Annotated in this window: 20 protein-coding genes and 1 tRNA gene; 13 read left to right on the top strand and 8 right to left on the bottom strand. The window is 62.4% G+C overall.

The window, feature by feature from the left end; genetic code table 11:
• The first annotated feature begins 2 nt into the window (after positions 1-2).
• Genes AB8B20_RS14840 through AB8B20_RS14850 form a run of 3 tightly spaced genes read left to right on the top strand, consistent with a single transcriptional unit; the run spans position 3 to position 2,334 of the window.
• Entirely contained in the window at positions 3-809 is an 807-nt protein-coding gene (locus AB8B20_RS14840; RefSeq protein WP_309943483.1) for an ABC transporter ATP-binding protein, read from the top strand.
• Positions 806-1,570 (top strand): ABC transporter permease, encoded by a 765-nt coding sequence (locus AB8B20_RS14845; RefSeq protein WP_093757088.1) that lies wholly within the window; start codon positions 806-808, stop codon positions 1,568-1,570. The genes AB8B20_RS14840 and AB8B20_RS14845 overlap by 4 nt, the downstream gene beginning before the upstream one ends.
• Entirely contained in the window at positions 1,567-2,334 is a 768-nt protein-coding gene (locus AB8B20_RS14850) for an ABC transporter permease (protein WP_439074821.1), read from the top strand. The genes AB8B20_RS14845 and AB8B20_RS14850 overlap by 4 nt, the downstream gene beginning before the upstream one ends.
• A gap of 154 nt (positions 2,335-2,488) precedes the next feature.
• Here the strand turns inward: AB8B20_RS14850 and pgm are convergent, their stop codons facing one another.
• Positions 2,489-4,138, bottom strand: coding sequence for a phosphoglucomutase (alpha-D-glucose-1,6-bisphosphate-dependent) (pgm, locus tag AB8B20_RS14855; RefSeq protein WP_439074820.1), 1,650 nt, complete (start codon positions 4,136-4,138; stop codon positions 2,489-2,491).
• Between the two features lie 311 nt (positions 4,139-4,449).
• Positions 4,450-5,196, bottom strand: a complete 747-nt coding sequence (locus tag AB8B20_RS14860; RefSeq protein WP_120288001.1) for a Crp/Fnr family transcriptional regulator — start codon at positions 5,194-5,196, stop codon at positions 4,450-4,452.
• A 151-nt stretch (positions 5,197-5,347) separates the two neighbouring features.
• Here AB8B20_RS14860 and AB8B20_RS14865 point away from each other — a divergent pair, with 151 nt between their 5' ends.
• Complete coding sequence (locus AB8B20_RS14865) at positions 5,348-5,752, top strand: hypothetical protein (RefSeq protein WP_439074819.1); 405 nt, start codon at positions 5,348-5,350, stop codon at positions 5,750-5,752.
• 32 nt (positions 5,753-5,784) lie between these two features.
• Here AB8B20_RS14865 and AB8B20_RS14870 read toward each other — a convergent pair whose 3' ends face one another.
• Entirely contained in the window at positions 5,785-8,178 is a 2,394-nt protein-coding gene (locus tag AB8B20_RS14870; protein WP_439074818.1) for a calcium-binding protein, read from the bottom strand.
• Between the two features lie 495 nt (positions 8,179-8,673).
• On the opposite strand from AB8B20_RS14870, the gene AB8B20_RS14875 reads away from it, so the two are divergent.
• Positions 8,674-8,832 carry a hypothetical protein gene (locus AB8B20_RS14875; RefSeq protein WP_170849580.1) on the top strand — a complete coding sequence of 53 codons (159 nt, stop codon included), beginning with the start codon at positions 8,674-8,676 and terminating at the stop codon, positions 8,830-8,832.
• A gap of 18 nt (positions 8,833-8,850) precedes the next feature.
• Here the strand turns inward: AB8B20_RS14875 and AB8B20_RS14880 are convergent, their stop codons facing one another.
• From AB8B20_RS14880 to AB8B20_RS14895, 4 genes are all read right to left on the bottom strand, one after another.
• Complete coding sequence (locus AB8B20_RS14880) at positions 8,851-9,759, bottom strand: LysR family transcriptional regulator (RefSeq protein ID WP_439074817.1); 909 nt, start codon at positions 9,757-9,759, stop codon at positions 8,851-8,853.
• A 16-nt stretch (positions 9,760-9,775) separates the two neighbouring features.
• Complete coding sequence (locus tag AB8B20_RS14885; protein WP_089265931.1) at positions 9,776-11,284, bottom strand: tripartite tricarboxylate transporter permease; 1,509 nt, start codon at positions 11,282-11,284, stop codon at positions 9,776-9,778.
• A gap of 15 nt (positions 11,285-11,299) precedes the next feature.
• The gene (locus AB8B20_RS14890; protein WP_439074816.1) at positions 11,300-11,785 is read right to left on the bottom strand and encodes a tripartite tricarboxylate transporter TctB family protein; all 486 of its coding nucleotides are present in this window, start codon (positions 11,783-11,785) and stop codon (positions 11,300-11,302) included.
• A 184-nt stretch (positions 11,786-11,969) separates the two neighbouring features.
• On the bottom strand, positions 11,970-12,923 hold the full coding sequence (locus AB8B20_RS14895) for a tripartite tricarboxylate transporter substrate binding protein (RefSeq protein ID WP_439075061.1): 954 nt from the start codon (positions 12,921-12,923) through the stop codon (positions 11,970-11,972).
• A gap of 118 nt (positions 12,924-13,041) precedes the next feature.
• On the opposite strand from AB8B20_RS14895, the gene AB8B20_RS14900 reads away from it, so the two are divergent.
• From AB8B20_RS14900 to AB8B20_RS14915, 4 genes are all read left to right on the top strand, one after another.
• Positions 13,042-13,320, top strand: a complete 279-nt coding sequence (locus AB8B20_RS14900) for a hypothetical protein (protein ID WP_147421568.1) — start codon at positions 13,042-13,044, stop codon at positions 13,318-13,320.
• Complete coding sequence (locus tag AB8B20_RS14905) at positions 13,317-13,739, top strand: VOC family protein (RefSeq protein WP_093757095.1); 423 nt, start codon at positions 13,317-13,319, stop codon at positions 13,737-13,739. Before AB8B20_RS14900 ends, AB8B20_RS14905 begins: the two co-directional genes overlap by 4 nt.
• Before the next feature lie 20 nt (positions 13,740-13,759).
• Complete coding sequence (locus AB8B20_RS14910) at positions 13,760-14,239, top strand: VOC family protein (RefSeq protein ID WP_089265928.1); 480 nt, start codon at positions 13,760-13,762, stop codon at positions 14,237-14,239.
• Positions 14,240-14,419: 180 nt separating this feature from the next.
• A tRNA-Met gene (locus AB8B20_RS14915) sits at positions 14,420-14,496 on the top strand.
• A 107-nt stretch (positions 14,497-14,603) separates the two neighbouring features.
• Here the strand turns inward: AB8B20_RS14915 and AB8B20_RS14920 are convergent.
• Entirely contained in the window at positions 14,604-15,329 is a 726-nt protein-coding gene (locus tag AB8B20_RS14920) for a GntR family transcriptional regulator (protein WP_374725611.1), read from the bottom strand.
• A gap of 234 nt (positions 15,330-15,563) precedes the next feature.
• Between AB8B20_RS14920 and AB8B20_RS14925 the strand changes: the two genes are divergently transcribed.
• The 4 genes from AB8B20_RS14925 to AB8B20_RS14940 all read left to right on the top strand — a co-directional run bounded on the left by AB8B20_RS14925 (position 15,564) and on the right by AB8B20_RS14940 (position 19,984).
• The gene (locus AB8B20_RS14925; RefSeq protein WP_439074815.1) at positions 15,564-16,595 is read left to right on the top strand and encodes an amidohydrolase family protein; all 1,032 of its coding nucleotides are present in this window, start codon (positions 15,564-15,566) and stop codon (positions 16,593-16,595) included.
• A complete protein-coding gene (locus AB8B20_RS14930; protein WP_439074814.1) occupies positions 16,592-17,497 on the top strand; it encodes a VOC family protein in 906 nt (301 codons plus the stop codon). Before AB8B20_RS14925 ends, AB8B20_RS14930 begins: the two co-directional genes overlap by 4 nt.
• Complete coding sequence (gene mhpA, locus AB8B20_RS14935; RefSeq protein ID WP_439074813.1) at positions 17,494-19,062, top strand: bifunctional 3-(3-hydroxy-phenyl)propionate/3-hydroxycinnamic acid hydroxylase MhpA; 1,569 nt, start codon at positions 17,494-17,496, stop codon at positions 19,060-19,062. Before AB8B20_RS14930 ends, mhpA begins: the two co-directional genes overlap by 4 nt.
• Positions 19,063-19,135: 73 nt before the next feature.
• Positions 19,136-19,984 (top strand): fumarylacetoacetate hydrolase family protein, encoded by an 849-nt coding sequence (locus tag AB8B20_RS14940; protein ID WP_439074812.1) that lies wholly within the window; start codon positions 19,136-19,138, stop codon positions 19,982-19,984.
• Positions 19,985-19,997 lie beyond the last annotated feature (13 nt).

Below are 19,997 nucleotides of genomic sequence, written 5' to 3' on the forward strand. Positions count from 1 at the left end.
CGATGACATCCATTGCCCTTCGCAAAGACATGCCGTCCGCCCAACCCGAAAAGTCGCAGATCGCGTTTTCCCATGTCACGCTGGATCTCGGCGGCAAGACGATCATCGAAAACGTCAGCCTCGACGTTAAGCCCGGCGAGTTCCTCTGCATCATCGGCGCCTCCGGCTGCGGCAAGACCACGGCGCTTCGCCTCGCCGCCGGCCTGTACCAGCCGACATCCGGACATGTCAGCTTCGACGGCGAACCCATGCGCGCGCCGCGGCGCGACGTCGCCATCGTGTTCCAGGATTATGGCAAGGCGCTGCTGCCATGGCGCACCGCCGCCGGCAATGTCGCGCTGGCGCTGGAAACCATCGGCATGCCCAAGGCCCAGCGGCCGGCCCGCATCGACGAATTGCTGAAGAAAGTCGGCCTGCCCCATCACGCCGCGAAATATCCCGCGGAGATGTCCGGCGGCATGCAGCAGCGGCTGCAGATCGCGCGATGTCTGGCGCAGGAACCGAAAGCGCTGCTGATGGACGAGCCGTTCGGCGCGCTTGATGCCATGACGCGGCAGGGCCTGCAGGACGAGGTCCTGTCGCTGCTCGATGCCAGCAAGGCCACGGTGATCTTCGTCACCCACGATCTCGAAGAAGCCATTTATCTCGGCGACCGCGTGGTCGGCCTGCTGCCGCATCCCGGCCGCATCGGCATCGATCTTCCGATCAACCTGCCGCGCCCGCGCGATCAGTTGACCACGCGCGAGAACCCGGAATTCCTGCGGCTGCGCCGCGAATTGTTCGACTTCATCAAGGCATCGGAAGCATGAGATCCGAGCGCCTGAAAGCGGCGATCCTTCCGATGAGCCTGCTCATCGTGCTGGAAATCTGGGCGCGCTCTGTCGATATCCACAGCGATGCATTGGCACCGCCGAGCGCCGTGGTGCTGGCGCTGTTTCAGGCGTTCGGCGACGGCTCCATCCTGGCGGCGACGCGTGACACATTGGCTTCGGCCTTTGCCGGCCTCGTGGTCGGCGGCGCCATCGGATTGTTCCTCGGAATTGCACTCGGTATCTTCCAGCCGCTGGATCGGTTGATGGAAGTCACCATCGAATCCCTGCGGCCGATCCCCTCCATCGCGCTGCTGCCGATCGCGCTGATCGCGCTCGGCTTCGGCTATCGCATGGAAATTGTGATCGTCGCCTTTGCCTGTGTGTGGCCGATTCTGATCCTCAGCCGCGCTGCGGTGCGCAGCATCGAGCCGCGGCTGATCGAAGTCTCCCGCGCGCTGCGGCTGTCGCCAGGCGACCGCGTCCGCAAGATCATCATTCCCGCAGCACTGCCGCGCATCTTTCTCGCCTTCCGCCTGGCGGCCGGCATCGCGCTGATCGTCGCCGTCACTGTGGAAATCGCGATCAATCCCATCGGACTCGGCGCCGGAATCATGATTGCGCAGCAAGCATTGCGCCCGGATCTGATGCTCGCTTATCTGCTGTGGATCGGCCTCATCGGCTATGCACTCAATGCCGGATTGCTGGCAGCGCAGCAGCATCTGTTTGGCCCCGCGGCGCTGGCGGGAGAGGTCCGATGAACTGGGCACTCACCCTCTGGCGCCTTGCCAGCTTCGCCGTGGCTGCAGGCCTGATAGCGCTGTGGCAGTTGATCGCCAATCTGAAACTGGTCTCGCCGGTGTTCCTGCCGGGCCCCGATCGCGCCTGGGCCGCGCTGATGCGCGGCTTCAGCAATGGCACGTTGCTGGACAAGACAATCGGCACCCTCGAACACATGTTCTATGGCTGGCTCGTCGCATCCGTCGTCGGCATCGCACTCGGCGCCATGATCGGCTCGTCCAGGGCGATGCGCAGCTATGTCGCTCCGTCGCTGGAGTTCCTGCGGCCACTGCCCGTATCAGCGATCATTCCCGTCGCCATCGCTCTGTTCGGGTTGACCCAGGGCATGGCACTCTTCGTCATCGCTTTCGGCGCGATCTGGCCGATGCTGCTTGCGACCGTCCACGGCTTCGGCGCAGTAGAGCCGCGTCTCTATGAGGTCGCGCGCTCGCTGCACATGTCGCGCCTCGCGGTGATCTTCAAGATAGCTCTGCCATCTGCCAGTCCCGACATCATCTCCGGCATGCGACTGAGCTTGACCGTATCGCTGATCCTGGCGGTGGTCTGCGAAATCCTCGCTGGGCTCGACGGCCTCGGCCACTGGGTGCTGCTCTCGGCACGCGCGTTTCGCTCACCGGATCTGTTCGCCGGCGTGATCCTGCTCGGCGTGATCGGCTATGTGACCGCGCTGGCGATGTCGATGGTCGAGCAGCGACTGCTGCGATGGCGGACGAGCGGGCATTGAGAAACATACTCGTCGTTCCGGGGCGCTCGCCCTTGCGAGCGAACCCGGAACCTCATTCTGTGACTCTCTGATCGCGCCAAACACCACGAGGTTCCGGGTTCGCGCGCGAAGAAGCGCGCGCCCCGGAACGACGAGTGTGGGGTTGCGCGTGAGGCTATTTCGCAAACACCTTCGAGATCGCCGCCTGCGCGTCGCTTTGAATCTGCTTGAGGTGATCCTCGCTGCGAAAACTCTCCGCATAGATCTTGTAGACGTCCTCCGTGCCGGACGGCCGCGCGGCGAACCAGCCATTGGCGGTCGAGACCTTGATGCCACCGAAGGACTGGTCGTTGCCGGCCGCCTTGCTCTCGGTCTCGGTCACCGCATCGCCGGCGAGCTCGGTCATGCCGATCTGCTCCGGCGTGACCTTCTTCAGCACATTCTTCTGCTCGGGCGTGGCCGCGGCGTCGATGCGCTCGTAATAGGGCGTGCCGAATTCGGCGGTCAGCTTCTCGAAGCGCTGGCTCGGATTTTCCTTCGTCACCGCCGTGATTTCGGCGGCGAGCAGGCCCAGAATAAGTCCGTCCTTGTCGGTGGTCCACACCGTGCCGTCCTTGCGCAGGAACGACGCGCCGGCGCTTTCCTCGCCCCCGAAGCCGAACGAGCCATCGACAAGACCGTTCACGAACCATTTAAACCCGACCGGCGTCTCGACCAGTTTGCGGCCGAGCTTGTTGACCACCCGGTCGATGATGGCGCTGGAGACGATGGTCTTGCCGACCGCCGCATCCTTGCGCCAGTGCGGCCGGTGCGCGAACAGATAATCGATGGACGCCGCCAGATAATGGTTCGGGTTCATCAAGCCGCCGGTGCGGGTGACGATGCCGTGGCGGTCGGCATCGGTGTCGTTGGCGAAAGCGACGTCGAACTTGTCGCGCATACCGATCAACTTGGCCATCGCATAGGGCGAAGAACAATCCATGCGGATCTTGCCATCCCAGTCCAGCGTCATGAAGCGGAAGGTCGGATCGATCGCGGTATTCACGATGGTCGCATCGAGCTTGTAGCGCTCGATGATCGGCTGCCAGTAATGCACGCCGGCGCCGCCGAGCGGGTCGATGCCGATCTTGACGCCTGATGCGCGGATCGCCTCCATGTCGACGACATCAGCGAGGTCGGTCACATAGGGCGTGATGAAATCGTAGCGCTTCACGAATTCGGATTTGCACGCACGCGCGATCGGGATGCGCTTGACGCCGGCCATGTCGTTCTCGAGGAAGCCGTTGGCAGCTTTCTCCATGATGCCGGTGATGTCGGTATCAGCCGGGCCACCGTTCGGCGGATTATATTTGAAGCCGCCGTCTTCCGGCGGGTTGTGCGACGGCGTGACCACGACGCCATCGGCCAGACCGGACGAGCGGCCCTTGTTGTAGGTAAGGATCGCGTGGGAGATCACCGGCGTCGGCGTATAACCGTCGTCCTGGTCGATCCGCACATGCACGCCATTAGCGGCGAAGACTTCCAGCGCGCTGACCAGTGCTGGTTCCGCCAGCGCATGGGTGTCGATGCCGATGAACAGCGGACCGTCGATGCCGGCACCCTTGCGGTAATCGCAGATCGCCTGGCTGACCGCGAGGATGTGGTTCTCGTTGAAGGAATTGTGGAGCGCGGAGCCGCGATGGCCGGAGGTGCCGAAAGCGACGCGCTGGGCGGGGATGGACGGATCCGGCTTGCCGGCGAAATAGGCCGTCACCAGCCGAGGCACGTTGACCAGCAGGGATGGATCGATGGTTTTGCCGGCCAGCGGACTCACATGAGCAGCCATTTGTTCTCCTTCGCACACCAAGAGCCCAGACGCGGCGCAACCGTCGCGGGGGTCAGGACTCATGGCATGTTTTGGAGGACAAATCAGCCGGTTATGAGGGGCACCGTCATGCCGCCGAAGGGCTCAGGACTGCCCGAAGGTCCGGCGCGAGACCCAGGCCAGCGGCAGGGCGAAGCAGACGAACATCGTGACCACGGCGGCGGCAACCAGCATACTGTCGAAAGGCATATCTCTTCTCCTTGATTGACGGAGAAGAGTGTGAGCGCGGCAGGACACGCTCACCTTGAGCTGCATCAAAATGCAGCGCCGCATTACGCCGCGGCGAGCTGATCCAGCCGATCGGTGGACAGCAGGCGCACGCCATCGGGCACCACCAGCACGGTCTTTTCCTTGGCGAGCTTGGTCAGGGTGCGGCTGACGGTTTCGATGGTCAGGCCGAGATAGTCGGCGATGTCCTGGCGGCTCATGGGCAGCGGCACGTTCACCGACATCGCGCCGATGCGGCCATAGCGCGCCTGCAGGTTCAGCAGGAAGGCGGCGACCTTCTCATCGGCTGTGCGACGGCCGAGCAGCAGCATCTGGTCCTGCGCAAGGCTGAGCTCATGGCCGGCAAATTCATGCAGCCGGCGCAGCAGATGCGGCTTGCCGTCGACATAGCTGAGAAACTGGGCGCGGGAGAAACGGCAGACGCGCACCGACGTCACGGCCTCGGCGGCGACGCCGTAGCGGTCCATCAGCGCAAGTCCGAGGAAGTCACCGGGCAGCGCGAAGCCGACGATCTGGCGACGGCCATCGGGCAGCGACTTGTAGAGCCGGACGATGCCTTCGGTCACGTTGAACACGCTACCGGCCAGCGCGCCCTGATCGAACAGCATGGCCTTGGCCGGGAAATTCTTGACCTGGCTGAGGCGATCGAGCTCGTCGAGTTCCGCCGGTTCCAATGCGCCGCAGACGCTGAACAGGCGCACCTTGCAATCGTCGCAGCCGTTGGTGCTGCGGCCGTGCTTGCAGTCGCGCTCTCCGGCACAGGTCTCGGCCGCTGGTTCCGCGAAGGTCATGGCACTGTCCATCTTCGGTTTGGTGATATGTGGCAGGTCTTGAAAATCACTCTACACCATTTGACATGGATCAATCGTGGACGCTTTGACCCATATCAATGCCGAGCCAGCCCATCCCCGCCAATTTCGCAGGCCATGCGGGAATCCGGCGATGAATGAGGAATATCAGGCGCAACCAATGGCTTGGGCGGACGCTCGCGCGGCCTATCCGCTCGTCTATCTGCACGATGCCAGCGTTACGCTGGATGCATGGCTGGATTTCGTGCGCCGGCGAACCGATGCCGATGGCGGCGACAACGGGCTGATCGTGATCCGCGACCGGCGCGATATCGTCCATGCGCTATTTGCCTACCGGGTCGATCTCGACCTGCGCGGCACCAAACAACTCTGTATCGCGCAGCTGATCGTGGCCCAGATTCCCGGCTCGCAGATCGACCATGCGGTGGTCGCCTCGACCAGCCAGGTGGCGGCATCACTGGGCTGCCCGAGCATCGTCATTGAGCAGCCGTTCCAACTGATGCCGGGCGCGACGACGCGGACCTCCACAGCCGCGTGACGCCAAGGGCGACCCGCGACGCCGCACGCAAATCACAAGACGAAGTCACCTGCCTTCAAGACGGCGGTGTTCACCTGAACCGCGAAGTCAGCCGCGCCATCGCCATCGACATCGCCCTGAAGAAGATGATCGGCGAAGCGCAATTCGCCGGCGATATGTGTGAAAGCGGCGCTTCCGACGAAGGCAAACGCTTGATCACCGGCGGCCTTGCTGTTGGCATCGATTGCCGACAGATCAATCCAGTCGGCCGTGTCTGCCGCGTTCGACGAAAAGTCGGTGATCTGATCGGCAGCTCCGGGCAGACTATCCTGCACAGCTTTGAATACAAAACTGTCCGCGCCAGCTCCGCCGGTCAAGATGTCGGCGCCGAGCCCGCCTGTGAGCGTATCGTTGCCGCTGCCGCCATCAAGACTATCGTTTCCGCCGCCGCCATCGATCAGATCGTTCCCGCCGCCACCGGAAATGCGATTGTCGCCTGCGTCACCCGTCAGCAGGTCCATGGTCCCGCTTCCGATCAGGTTTTCGATCGAACTGAGTTTGTCGCCCTCAGCATCTCCCCATTGAATGACACCTGTCGCCAGATTGATATTCACCTGGGCAATGGACGTGCTGTAATCCGCCGTATCGTTGCCGGCGCCGCCAGCAAGCATATCGGCACCTGCGCCGCCGGCGAGGATATCGTCACCCACGTTGCCCCAAAGCTGATCGTTACCGGCACCGCCGTGCAGGATGTCATTGCCCGCGCCGCCGGTCAGGGCATCGTTGCCTTCGCCGCCGTCCAGCACGTCATTGCCGTCGCGACCGTCCAGAACGTCCTTGCCGCTGCCGCCTGATAACGTGTTGGCGGCACCGTCACCGATCAGCATGTCGTCAAATCGGCTGCCGATCACCCTCTCGATCGAGCTGAAACTGTCGCCGGCAGCATCGCCCCCACTGCCCGTGCCAAGTGTGAGATCGATGTGAACACCAGATGGCGATGTCTCGTAGCGTACGGTATCGATGCCGGACGCGCCGGCAAAAGCATCGGCGCCCTTGCCACCGACGAAAATGTCATTGCCGTCACCGCCCCACATGCGGTCGTCGCCATCGCCGCCGAACAGAAAATCATTTCCGGCATCGCCGTAGAGAAAGTCGTTGCCGCCATCGCCATGCAAAACGTCGTTTCCAGCCGCACCATGTATTGTGTCGCGACCATCGCTGCCGTGAATGATATCGTTATCCGCGGTGCCGGGGAGCACGTCATCGCCCGGCGTACCATTCGTGATCGTGTTGAACGACATGATGCGACCATGGATATCGTCTGCAATCGGTCCTTGCTCAAACGACGTCCAGGTCGCGAGAATACGCCCATCGGACAATGTCAGGAGATGAGGTCCGGTTTCCGCCAGGCCACCTGTCGAGTTAACGAGGAAATCGTTGCCGATCGGGAAAGCACCCGGAATCAGCAGGCGACCATAGAGATCACTGGCGCCGGTGACGGGATCGGCGGCGTGCCAGATGATGACGGCGCGACCATCCGGTAGCGCGGCGATCGACGGGGCATCCTGACCGCCGTCAAAATTCGCATTGACGATATTATCGGACACAACCACGGATCCGTCCGGGTTCAGCAGGCGCGCATGAATGTTGCTGTCACCATCCGGTTCCTGCGCGGTCCAGGCCACGAGAATGCGTCCATCCGCGAGAACCGCGGCGGACGCGTCGCTCTGATTGAACTGGGCTCCCGCCAGGATGCGAAAGTCCGGCCCGCTCGCGCTGCCATCGGGGTTCACGAACTGGCCGGAGACGTTGTAGCGCCCCTCGTCCGGATCGTACGACCTCCATGTGACGAACGCCCGCCCGTCGGGCAGCGCCGTCACCTTCGGATCATATTGCGTACCCCAGGTGGTCGTATTCACGGTGAAGTCGTCGACAGCGACGGTGCCGTCGTCGTGGAGGATCCTCCCGCGGATATCGCCAAGATATTTCGGATCCCCGCCATCCGCGGACACATAAGTCAGCAAGATCTGGCCATCGGCAAGCGTCGTGACGGAAGGCATCTGCGGCGAAATTGCCGTCGATGAATTGACCACCATATCGGCAACGGGATGCCCCTCCGCATCGATGAGGGTGCCGCGAACTTCGGTGACATTGTCGGCGGCGATATAGGACTGCCATGCGACAAAGGCGCGGCCGTCGGAAAGCGCGGTGACGGAAGGCGCTCCCGGATCTCCGCTCCGATCGATCGTGATCTGAAAATCGGGACCTTGAGGCGTACCGTCCGCCGACAAATAGTGGCCCTGAATTATATGCGGCTGATGACCGCTGGCGTCCGTCGCAGTCCATGTGACAAGAATACGTCCGTCGGACAACAGCGTTTGGGTTGCGCCCGCCTGGTCATTGGCGGTGGTGGAATTGATGGGAAATTCAGGTCCGACAAACGCCATGATGCAGCCCCCACTCATTTCGCCGGAGCGTGAATCTTTAATCGGACGAATCTGCGGCTGATATTTGTCGAGCGCGCGTTGTTCGTCCTCGCATTGAATCAATTGCATCCCATCGCATGCGTTCGGCGCGGCGGCCTTGTCCCAATGCAACGAACACGCTTGCGATCACGTCGACCGCCCGCTCTGTCTCATCGCACATCGCGATATCCTGTTTCCCCACACGCAAGCTCACTCATGCGCGGCGCTGATGGCCGCACACGCATCGTCACATCCTTGCTGCAGTGGCCGCGGGTGTCTGCCTCGGAATCTTTGCATTCCGCAAAGTGCAGGACGCCGTCCTTCCGACGATTGCGACATCAATCGGCTCGGGTCGATTTAAAATCGATAATGTCGATTGCAAGCGTCAATAATATTCGTTTGTCAAAATTCATGGCAGTTCTAGGGTTGAAGGAACCCGAGGAGCTATGCCGCCCCTCGATCATGCAGGAGCCGACCATGAAAACGATCATCCACCCCGACGTATCGGTCGCTCTCGCGCTGTTCGCCTTTGCAGCGGCGATCATCGCACGCCTGACAGCCACCAAGCGCTCCCGGCATAGCGCCGATCAGATCGCGGCCATCGTTGCGACATCGGGATATCCGTCCGGCACCTAGCCGCGCCTGCCCCCCGCATCACGTCCGCCTTGCCGGACGTTTCGGCGCCCTCGCCTGCCCTGCAGGCGCGGGCTTTTTGTTGGCCGCGTCATGCGCGAGGCGATGCATGAGTGCGACGGCTTCGGCGATGATCGCATCTTCGCGATCGCCGGGATAGACGACATAGGCTGGCATCGAAAATTCCGGCGCATCGGCGACGGCATGCAGCCGCCCAGCCTTCAGCTGGGGTGCAACGATGCGGCGCGGGAAATATCCGGAGCCGCCATTCTCCAGCACATGCTGCAGCCCGAGCCAACCGATATTGGCGGTGAGCGATGGCCCGGCGAAATCCGGAAACAGCGCCATGTGGCGTGCGTAGAATTCCGGGCCCCAGTCGATATAGACGTAACCCGACTGCGGCTCCGGCGCGCTGTGCGTGCTGGTCGAGACCAGAATGAGCTGCTCATCGAACAACTGCTCGACCTTGAGGCCAGGCCGGCTCTGCGGCGTATACATCACGCCGATATCGATACGGCCTTCCACGAGGCCCTGCATCAATTCGGCTTCGAGAGCGCTCTCGGCGCGGATCGCGATATCCGGATGTTTCGCGCGCATCAGCGGCAGCCAGTGGAGCAGATGCTCCTCCCACAACCCGATGCGACCGCCGACGGTCAGCGTACCGCTGAAGCCTTTCGCAATGCCGACATCCTGCCGCGCATGTTCCACCGTTCGCACCAGCGTGGACGCGTGTTTCTGAAACTGGCGGCCGGCGGGTGTCAGCGTCGCGCCGGCCTTGTTGCGGACGAACAGCGTCACGCGCAGCAACTGCTCCAGCGTCTGGATCCGCGCGCTGACCGTGGACTGCGTGACATGCAGCTTCTCCGCCGCGGTCACGAAATTCCCGGCGCTCACAACAGCAAGGAATGTCCTGGCCAGTTCGGTGTCCATGACAAATGCCTCCCGGCTACGCGCCCTCGTCGAGCGCGACCATCTCGCGCTTCTTGCGCAGTGCAGGCAGCAGCGGCGCGATCAGAAGCACCACTGCCAGCGCAAGACACGCTGCCGAGATCGGGCGCTCGATGAAGGTCATGAGATTGCCCTGCGACAGGATCAATGACTTCCGCAGATTGTTCTCCAGCAGCGGGCCCAGCACGAAGGCCAGCACCAGCGGCGCAGGCTCGTAGCCGAACTTGCGCATGAAGTAGCCGATCACGCCGAAGCCGATCATCACATAGACGTCGAACACATTGTTGCTGCTGCAATAGACGCCGATGATCGTGAACAGGATGATCAGCGGGAACAGTACATTATAAGGCAACTTCAGCAGCTTCACCCACATGCCGATCAGCGGCAGGTTCAGCACCAGCAGCATGAGGTTGCCGATATACATGCTGGCAACGATGCCCCAGAACAGGCCGGGGTTCTGCGTGATCAACAACGGGCCGGGTTGCAACCCGTGAATGACGAAGGCGCCGAGCAGCAGCGCCATCACCACATTCGGTGGGATGCCGAGGGTCATCAGCGGAATGAACGCACCGCCGGCGGCCGCGTTGTTCGCTGCCTCAGGTCCGGCAACGCCTTCGATCGCGCCATGACCGAAGCGCTCCGGATGTTTCGACAGCCGTTTCTCCAGTGCATAGGACGCGAAGGACGCGACCACAGCGCCGCCGCCGGGGAGGATCCCGAGGAAGAAGCCTAAAATCGTGCCGCGTCCGATCGGCCCGGCGCTGGCCTTCCAGTCTTCCTTGTTGGGCAGGAGCTGCGTGATCTTGGCATTGATGATGTCGCGCTTGATGACCTGCTCGGTGTTGAGCAGCACCTCGCCGAGCCCGAACAGACCCATCACCACGGGCACGAGACCGATGCCGTCGATCAGTTCGATCCGGCCGAAAGTCAGCCGCGGCTGCGCGGTGATGCTGTCGAGGCCGATGAGGCCAAGCACGATGCCGATACAGGCCATCAGCAACGCCTTGGCCATCGAGCCTTGTGTCAGGAAGGTCAGCACCACGAGGCCGAGCACCATCAGGCTGGCATATTCGGCGGGACCGAACGCAATGGCGACCGAGGCGAGTGACGGCGCCACCAGCATCAGCATCACCAGCGCAAAAGTGCCGGCGATGAAGGAGCCGAGCGCGGAAATGCCGAGCGCCGGACCGGCACGGCCCTGCTTCGCCATCTGGTGGCCGTCGATACAGGTGACGACGGAGGCGGCCTCACCGGGAATGTTGACCAGAATCGACGTGGTCGAGCCGCCATACATCGAGCCGTAATAGATGCCGGCCATCATGATGATGCCGGATTCCGGCGTGCCGGACAGCGTCACCGGCAGCAGCAACGACATCGCCGAGATCGGCCCGATGCCCGGCAGCACGCCGACCAGGGTGCCGATGAAGACGCCGATGAAGCAGTAGAGAATATTGACGGGCTGCAGCGCGACACCGAAGCCGTGCATGACATTGACGAGAACATCCATGATCCGTGTTTCCCGTCAGCCGATTTCAAACATGCCCGAAGGCAATTGGATCAGCAGGCCGCGTTTCAGCACCCACCACACACCAACAGGCGCCAGCACCGCGAGTGGGATCGCCAGCGTCCAACGCACGGGATCGATGACGCGCAACAACACCAGCATCAGCGGGATGGTCGAGATCAGGAAGCCCAGTGGCTCGAGCGCGAAAGCATAGGCCGAGAGGATGACGATGATCGCGCCCGGCTTGCCCCAGCTCGCGCCTTCCCATCGCGAGCCGAAGGTCGGTCCGCCTTCGGTTACCGAAGCGAGAACGATGGTGAGCGCGAAAGCGCACATCAGCAGGCCAATATAGAACAGCATGAAGCCGGAGCCGGGATCGTTGATGGTGCCGAGCTTCAGCTTGAGGCCGGAGCGAATGACGAACACGCCAAGCGCAATGCCGAGCACGCCGGTCCAGAGTTCTGAATTGTTGAGCCGGAATGGCGGACGGGTGGAGGAGGACATGGAGTGCCTTTGGTAGGTGCCTCGTATCTGCAGCGCCCCGATTAGCTCCGATGTCGTCCCCGCGAAGGCGGGGACCCATACACACCATCGATATGTTGCGGCAGTAAGGAGAGGACTTGCTTCGACTACAAACGTCAGAGGTTATGGGTCCCCGCCTTCGCGGGGACGACACCTGTGTGTGAGGCTACTTCTTGCCCAACCCGATTCCCTCGATCACCTTGCGCTCTGAATTGGTGACCTCGACAACGAATTTCTTGTAGTCCTCGGTGTTCTTGTAGTTCGGCACCATGTCGTATTTCGCCAGCGTCGCGATGACGGCGGGATCCTCGATGGCTTTCTTGAAGGCGTCGTGCAGCTTGGCGACGATCTTCGGATCCATGCCCTTCGGGCCGGCGATGCCGAACGGCGAGTCATAGACCATCGGATAGCCGCTTTCCTTCAGCGTCGGCGCGTCCGGGAAATTCGGCGACCGCTTGTCGGTCCACACCATCAACAGACGCAGCTTGCCGGCATCGACCAGCGGCCGCCAGCCGGTGGAATCCGCCTGCAGCATGGTGTGATTGCCGAGCACCGCGGCGTTGGTTTCAGCACCGCCCTTGAACGGCACCTGCGTGAGCTTGATTCCGGCCAGTGCCGCGATCTGCTCCATGCCGACATGTAGCGAGGTGCCGGTGCCCGGCGTCGCGTAAGTCACCTTGCCGGGATTGGCCTTGGCGAAATCGACCACGTCCTTCCAGGTCTTGAACTGCGATTCCGCATTGGTGGTGATGCCGAAGGTGTAGCCAGTGAGATGGATGATGTAGCTGAAATCCTTGTCCGGATTCCACGAGACTTCCTGCATCAGCGGCAGCCGGAACACGGTGATCGGAATCTGCGAGATGGTGTAGCCATCCGGCTTCGCAGCCGCCGCCATGGTCGCGGGACCGACAGTGCCGCCGCCGCCGCCCTTGTTGTCGATGGCGATGGGCTGGCCGAGATGTTTCGACGCGGCGTCTGCAATCGCGCGCATCGAGATGTCGGTGGAGCCACCAGCGGGCCATGGCACGATCAGTGTGATCGGCTTGGTCGGATAGTCCTGCGCCTGGACTGCACCGCCGAACATGGTGGCGGCCGCGGCGAGCGCGACAGCAGCGGACATAGCAAGGCGATTGCGTTGCAACATGTGTTTCTCCCTCTGCGATTCCGGGGGTGATGCCCGGACCGGCTGTATTTTTATTGTCGTTCAGTCTAGCCCGGAACAAACCCAGGAAAAGGACATGTTTCGGACCCGACTGCGAACGCGTCTTGCGTCTTTGGCAATCAACGATGATTTCACCGCCGCCGCAATTCGCAATCAGGATGAGCCATGCGACATTCCGTCTGCACGCGGAGATCGCCGGGCTAGAATATTGATCGCAGGGGAGAAAAATTCCGCCGGCAAAAATATCGAAAGAATTTTGGAGCCGATGTCGGATCGCGGCCGGGCCAACCGTCCTTTGCGGGACAATCGCCAAGAGAACACTCACAACGCATACCCACTGGAGTTCATCCGATGAGCAAAATGATCTTCGTCAACCTGCCCGTCACCGACCTGCCCCGCGCGGTCGCCTTCTATGAAGCGGTCGGCGCGACCAAAAACCCGCAATTCTCCGACGACACCGCCGCCTGCATGGTGTTCTCCGACACCATTCACGCGATGCTGCTGACGCACGACAAATATCGCCAGTTCACCTCGAAGAAGATCGTCGACGCGAAGACATCGAGCGAAGTGCTGATCTGCGTCTCCGCCGACAGCCGCGACGAAGTCGATGGTCTCGTGAAGAAGGCCGTGGGTGCGGGCGGCAGCGCCGATCCAACACCCACGCAGGATTTCGGCTTCATGTATGGCCGCAGCTACGAGGATCCCGACGGTCACATCTGGGAAGTGATGTGGATGGACATGGCCGCCGCGCAATCTGCGATGGCTCAGGCCTGATCGAGAGAGGGAGAGCAGCGATGTCAAAGATCTCACCCTGCATCTGGTACGAGACCGAGGCCGAGGAAGCCGCCAGGTTCTACTGCTCGCTGGTGCCCAATTCCTCCATCGATCGCGTGCAGCGCGCCCCGATCGATTATCCCGGCGGCAAAGCAGGCAACGTGCTGGTGGTCGGCTTCACGCTGGCCGGCCAAAGCTTCATTGGCCTCAATGGCGGCAGCCCCGCCACATTCAGCACGGCCGTGTCCTTCACCATCCATTGCGAAGACCAGGCCGAAGTCGATCGTGTGTGGGACGCCATTTTGACAAATGGCGGCAAGGCAAATGCCTGCGGCTGGATCAACGACCGCTGGGGCGTGCCCTGGCAGATCGTGCCGAACGGCTTTACTGAAATGCTTGCCAGCGAGAATGGCGAGGGCGCCAAGCGTGCCATGACGGCCATGATGGGCATGGTCAAGCTCGATCTGGCCGCCCTGAAAAAGGCCTTCGACGGCGGCTAGACGTGGCCATAAGTGCCTGATCGGGCGGCGATAGCTGCCCGATCTCCAAATCGGCGGCCGGGTTGCGGGAACATCTATTCAGGCACCGATTTCAGGCGCTACTTTGCTTGACATCGAGTCCCTCGACTTCTTATATGCCGCGCATTCGCCGGGGGACAATTTGTCCCCTCCGGATGCCGTGGCGGGGTAGCTCAGTTGGTTAGAGCACGGGAATCATAATCCTGGGGTCGGTGGTTCGAGTCCACTCCTCGCTACCAAATTTTCTGCCTACCAAATCTTGCAGACATGTTTCCAAGGCCTTGCATGCGTCGCGAGGCCTTTTTCATGCCCGCAGAGGTGCTTGCTCGGCCTGCGTCCGTGCCCGCTACGATGCCGCGTCTTCGCCCTCATGCAGTTCAGAAAAGATCTGCTTGTCCTGGAGAATGACTTCAGCGGTCTGCCTGTAATGCGCGGTGAGCAGATCCACGGCGTGGTCCGCATCGCCGCTCAAAACTGCAGTCATGATCGCCTGATGCTCGTCCGTCACATGGCGTGACGGGAAGGCCTTGCGGATCGACAGACGCCGATAGCGGTAGAGCTGGTCGGCGAGTTGTCCGCAGAACGCGATCAGGGACTGCGAACCGCAATTCCCGATCAAGGTGCGGTGATAGACGCGGTGCAGCCGCTCCCATTCCGGATTGTCTTCGAAGTGTTCGGCATTGAGCGAGCGCGGGGTTCGCCCGAGGCGATGTTGCGCGAGCAGAAGCTGCTCCTCCCATTGCGGCGTCGAGGCCGCCATGGATTCCCGCAGCGCCAGACTCTCGACCCAGCACCGGGTCTTGGTCAGTTCGGCCAGCTCGCTGCGGCTGATATCCGCGACATAGAATCCGCGCTGCTCGCGGCACTCCACCAGGCCATCGGCGGTCAGCCGGTTGAGCGCCTCGCGGAGCGGCGTCTGACCGGTCTGATACAGCTCGGTCAGGAAACGCATCTGGAGTTTCCGGCTCGGCTCGAGCCGCCCGGACAGCAGGTCCTCCCGCAACCGGTCATAGACCGTGCTGGCCTGGGTCGAGGACGGCGGCGAAGCCAATTCCAGTGATGTTGTGTCCACGTGCTTCAATCCCGGAATCATCTGCCTGTCGGCTTCGATTTCTATACACTTTTTCTGATTTCATAAAAATCTATAAATTTCTGTTGTACGATAAGATTTCTATAGATATTAGTTCCCCAAGGTCCTGAGAGATGACTGGCCGGGAGGCGCGACAATGTTTGGCAAGGCTCCGCAAGCGCCTGAGGCATCGGCAGTTTTCGCAGCCGTCCAGCCGCGCATGGACCAGTCACAGCCATGAGCGCCATCTCCCGATGCACTTGCGGGATCGATATCCACGCGCATGTCGTGCCCGCCTCCTTCCCGTCCTACCTGGGCGCGGCGGTGCCGGCCGACTGGCCGTCGATGGCGGATGCCAAACCCTGCCACAAGCATGTGATGATGGCCGGCCGCATCTATCGCACGGTGTCGGATCGCTGCTGGGATGTCGCCAAGCGCGTCGCGGATATGGCGGAGATGGGACTCGGCGTGCAGGCCATTTCGCCGATGCCGGAGCTGCTGTCCTATTGGATGGAGCCCGAACCGGCCGGTGACCTGCTGCGCTACATCAACGACCAGATGGCCGAGATGATCGCGCATTCCGGTGGCCGCCTCGTCGCCCTCGGCGCGGTACCGCTGCAGGACATCGACCGCGCCATTGCCGAGCTGCATCGGCTGAAGCACGAACTCGGCTTTGCGGGCATCGAGATCGGCAGCAACATCAACGGCAAGCCGATCGGGTCTCCCGACTTCGATGGATTCTTCGCCGAGGTCGAGAAGCTCGACATGGCGGTGTTCGTCCATGCTCTGCGGCCTTGCGGCATGGATCGCCTTGTCGGCCCGGCGCAATTGCAGCAGGTGCTGGCCTATCCGACCGATGTCGGCCTCGCTGCCGCATCCGTCATCACCTCGAACCTCTTGCTGCGCCACCCGCGCCTGCGCATGGCGTTCAGCCACGGCGGCGGCACGCTCGCCTCGCTGCTGCCGCGGCTTCAGGAGGGATATCAGGTATTTCCTGTGCTGCAGGAGAGCATCCAGGAATCGCCGATCTTGCAGGCACGCCGGCTCTATTACGACGCGCTGGTCTATGACGACCCGACGCTGCTGCATCTGATCGCCAAGTTCGGCGCGACGCAGATCATGCTCGGCACAGACTACCCGTTCGCATTTCACGATCGCACGCCGGCAACGCGCGCCGCATCAGCGATCGGCGACGAGGCGACGCGCAATCTCGTCCTTCATGTCAATGCAAGACGTTTCCTCGGCCTTGACGAGCAGGCTTCGCAATGACCCATTTCCCGATCACAGCCCTGCGCAGTGTCGATCTCGACACGCCCGACCTGCAGCGATCCGAGCAGTTCTACACATCTGTGTGGGGACTCGACCTCGTGACGCGCCACGAAGGCGTCACTTACTTGCGGGCCAGCGGCACCGATCACCATGTCGTCGCCTTGCAGCAGGGCGATCGCCCCGCGCTGAGGGCCATCACGTTCCGGCTGCATTCGGATGCGGAATTCGAAACGATCGCCGCAGCATCCGTGAAACACGGGGCCACGCTGCTCTCAGGCCCGGCTCCGAATCCGGGGCCCGATGGCGGAACGATCATGAGCATTGGCGCGCCCGGTGACGGCGTGCTTCGCTTCGTTCATGGCGACCTGCAACATGCCGAAGCTCCGTCATCGGCCAACCGGCCGACGCGTCTCGCGCATGTCAACATCAACAGCACCGCTGTCGATGATCTCGCCGCGTTCTACGAACAGGCGCTCGGCTTTCGTCTCACCGACCGCTCGACGATCATGGCCTTCGTTCGCTGCAACAGCGACCACCACGCCATCGTCATCGCCGACGCTGCCGTGAACGGGCTCAACCACGTCGCCTTCCTGATGCCGGATCTCGAAGCGGTGATGCGCGGCTCGGGTCGCATGATCGATGCCGGGTTTCCCATTGCCTGGGGCGTCGGCCGCCACGGCCCCGGCGACAATGTGTTTGCCTATTTCATCGATCCGGTCGGGACCGTGATCGAATACACCGCCGAGGTTCTGCAGGTCGATGACAGCTATGTGGTGCGCGGGCCGTCGGAATGGGCCTGGCCACCCGGCCGCACCGATCATTGGGGTATCGCCCCACCGAAAGCCGATCACGTCAAGGCAGCACAGACCGCCATTGGCTACGCCGACGGGAGTGCCGCGTGACGGTTTCATCCGAGCAGACACGGAATGATTTTCGGGTCGTCGTGGTCGGCCATGGTCCGTCAGGCGCCATCGCGGCCAGCCTCCTTGGCGACCGGGGCATCCGCACGCTGGCCATCGACCGTCAGCTAGAGGTCTATGACAAGCCGCGTGCGATCGCGATCGATCATGAGATCCTGCGTCTGCTCGACAATCTCGGCGCGGCAGAGCGCGTGCTGCCTTACGTTGCTCCGTTCCCCGCCTCCCAGCATTTCGGCGCCAAAGGGCAGTTGATCCGCCGCATCGACATGGTCGCGGAGCCCTATCCGCTCGGTTACACGCCCAGCATGGTGTTCACGCAGCCGCCGGTCGAAGCTGCCTTGCGCGAACATGCCGCGGCCTATGACAGCGTCGAGGTCGAGCTGGGCACCGAACTGCTCGGCTTCGAACAGGCTGCGGATCGTGTGACGCTGCATCTGCGCGACGGTCGCGGCGCAACGCGTGACGTCACCGCCGACTATGTGATTGCCTGCGACGGCGCCTCCAGCGGAGTGCGACAGCAACTCGGTATTGCCTTCGAGGATCTCGTCTTCGACGAGCCCTGGCTGGTGGTCGACTTGCAGGTCAACGACGCCTCCCTCAGCAAGCTGCCGCAGACCGCGGCGCAATTCTGCGATCCGTCGCGGCCCACGACCTTCATCATCGGCCCGGGCAATCATCGCCGCTTCGAGATCATGCTGCTGCCCGGCGAAGATCCGCGCGAGATGGAAACGGCCGCGCAGGTCTGGCGCCTGCTTTCGCGCTGGATCACGCGTGATGATGCCATGCTGTGGCGTGCTGCAAGCTACCGGTTTCATGCGCTCGTCGCGCAGGAATGGCGATGCGGCCGCATCGTCCTCGCCGGCGATGCCGCGCACCAGCAGCCGCCATTCATCGGCCAGGGCATGTGCCAGGGCATCCGCGATGTCGGCAATCTGATCTGGAAGCTCGACCGCGTACTCCGCGGGCAATCCAATGCAAAATTGCTCGACAGCTACGGCGAGGAGCGCGGCGAGCATGTGCGCCAGCTCACTTCCCGCATCAAAGCCATCGGTCATGTGATCTGCGAACGCGATCCCGACGCCGCAGCAGCACGCGACGAGCGCATTCTTGCGGAGGGTGGCGGCCAACCCCGCACCATAACCCGTCAAGAAATCGTGCCGCCATTGCAGACGGGACTGCTGGCATTTCCCCTCCACCCGGCGCACGGCACGCTGTTCCCACAGCCATGGATCAGGACCGCAGAAGGACGGCGCCGTCTCGATAGCGTCGCCGGCACCGGATGGCGGCTTGTGCTTGATATGCGCAACGAACTGGAGCTCGGTCCCGATCTGCAAGCGATCATGACTCGGCTGGACATCAGGCCAATTCGTATCGGCCCCGCCGCCGATGACGTACTTACTGAAGAGGACGGCGTTCTCGCCGCATGGTTCGACCGTCACGACTGTCGCGCCGCAATCGTGCGGCCCGACCACTACGTCTTCGGCGTCGCCAGCGAGACGAGCGCGCTCGACGCGCTGCTCACCGATCTTGCGGAGCGGCTCCGATGATCAGGCCGGCCGCACAGCGTCACCACACCAACATTTCCCACGGACACGCAGCTTCCAGAGCGAGGACATCACGATGAAATTGGCAAGTTTTCAGATCGGCGGAAAACCCACCTGGGGCGTGATCGAGGGCAATGATGCGCTCGATGTGGGCGCACTGCTTGGCGATCGCTTCCCCGACCTTAAATCCGTCATCGCAGCCGACGCGCTGTCCGTGGTGCGTGATGCAGCCGGCAAGGCCAAGCGCATACCGACCGCTGACATCACCTGGTTGCCGGTGATTCCGAATCCGGACAAGATTCTCTGCATCGGCCTGAACTACGAGATGCACCGCAAGGAAACCGGACGCGCCGAGGTCGACAATCCCACGGTGTTTGGCCGCTTCGCCAACAGCCAGACCGGCCATCTCACCAATATCATCCGGCCGAAGGTCTCGACCCACCTCGACTTCGAAGGCGAACTCGCCATCATCATCGGCAAGCCCGGACGATACATTTCGCAGGCAGATGCATGGAGCCATATCGCCGGCTATGCCTGCTACAACGAAGGCAGCGTGCGCGATTTCCAGCGTCACACCCATCAGTTCACGCCCGGCAAGAATTTTCCGGAGACCGGCGGCTTCGGTCCCTGGATGATGACGCCGGATGAACTCGGCGATGTTGCGCCGCTGCGGCTGCAGACCCGCGTCAATGGCCAGGTCGTGCAGGACGCCACCATCGATCAGATGATCTTCGATATCCCGCGTCAGATTGAATACTGCTCGTCCTTTACCCGCCTTGAGCCGGGTGACGTGATCGCCACCGGCACGCCGGGCGGCGTGGGCGCCAAGCGTACGCCTCCACTTTGGCTGAAGCCGGGCGATATCGTCGAAGTCGAGATCGATAGGCTCGGCGTGCTGCGCAACGGCGTGGCCGACGAAGCCTGACGCAAGCGGCAGC

The sequence above is a fragment of the Tardiphaga sp. 866_E4_N1_4 genome (genome assembly GCF_052076075.1).
GTDB classification, from domain to species: Bacteria; Pseudomonadota; Alphaproteobacteria; order Rhizobiales; family Xanthobacteraceae; genus Tardiphaga; species Tardiphaga robiniae.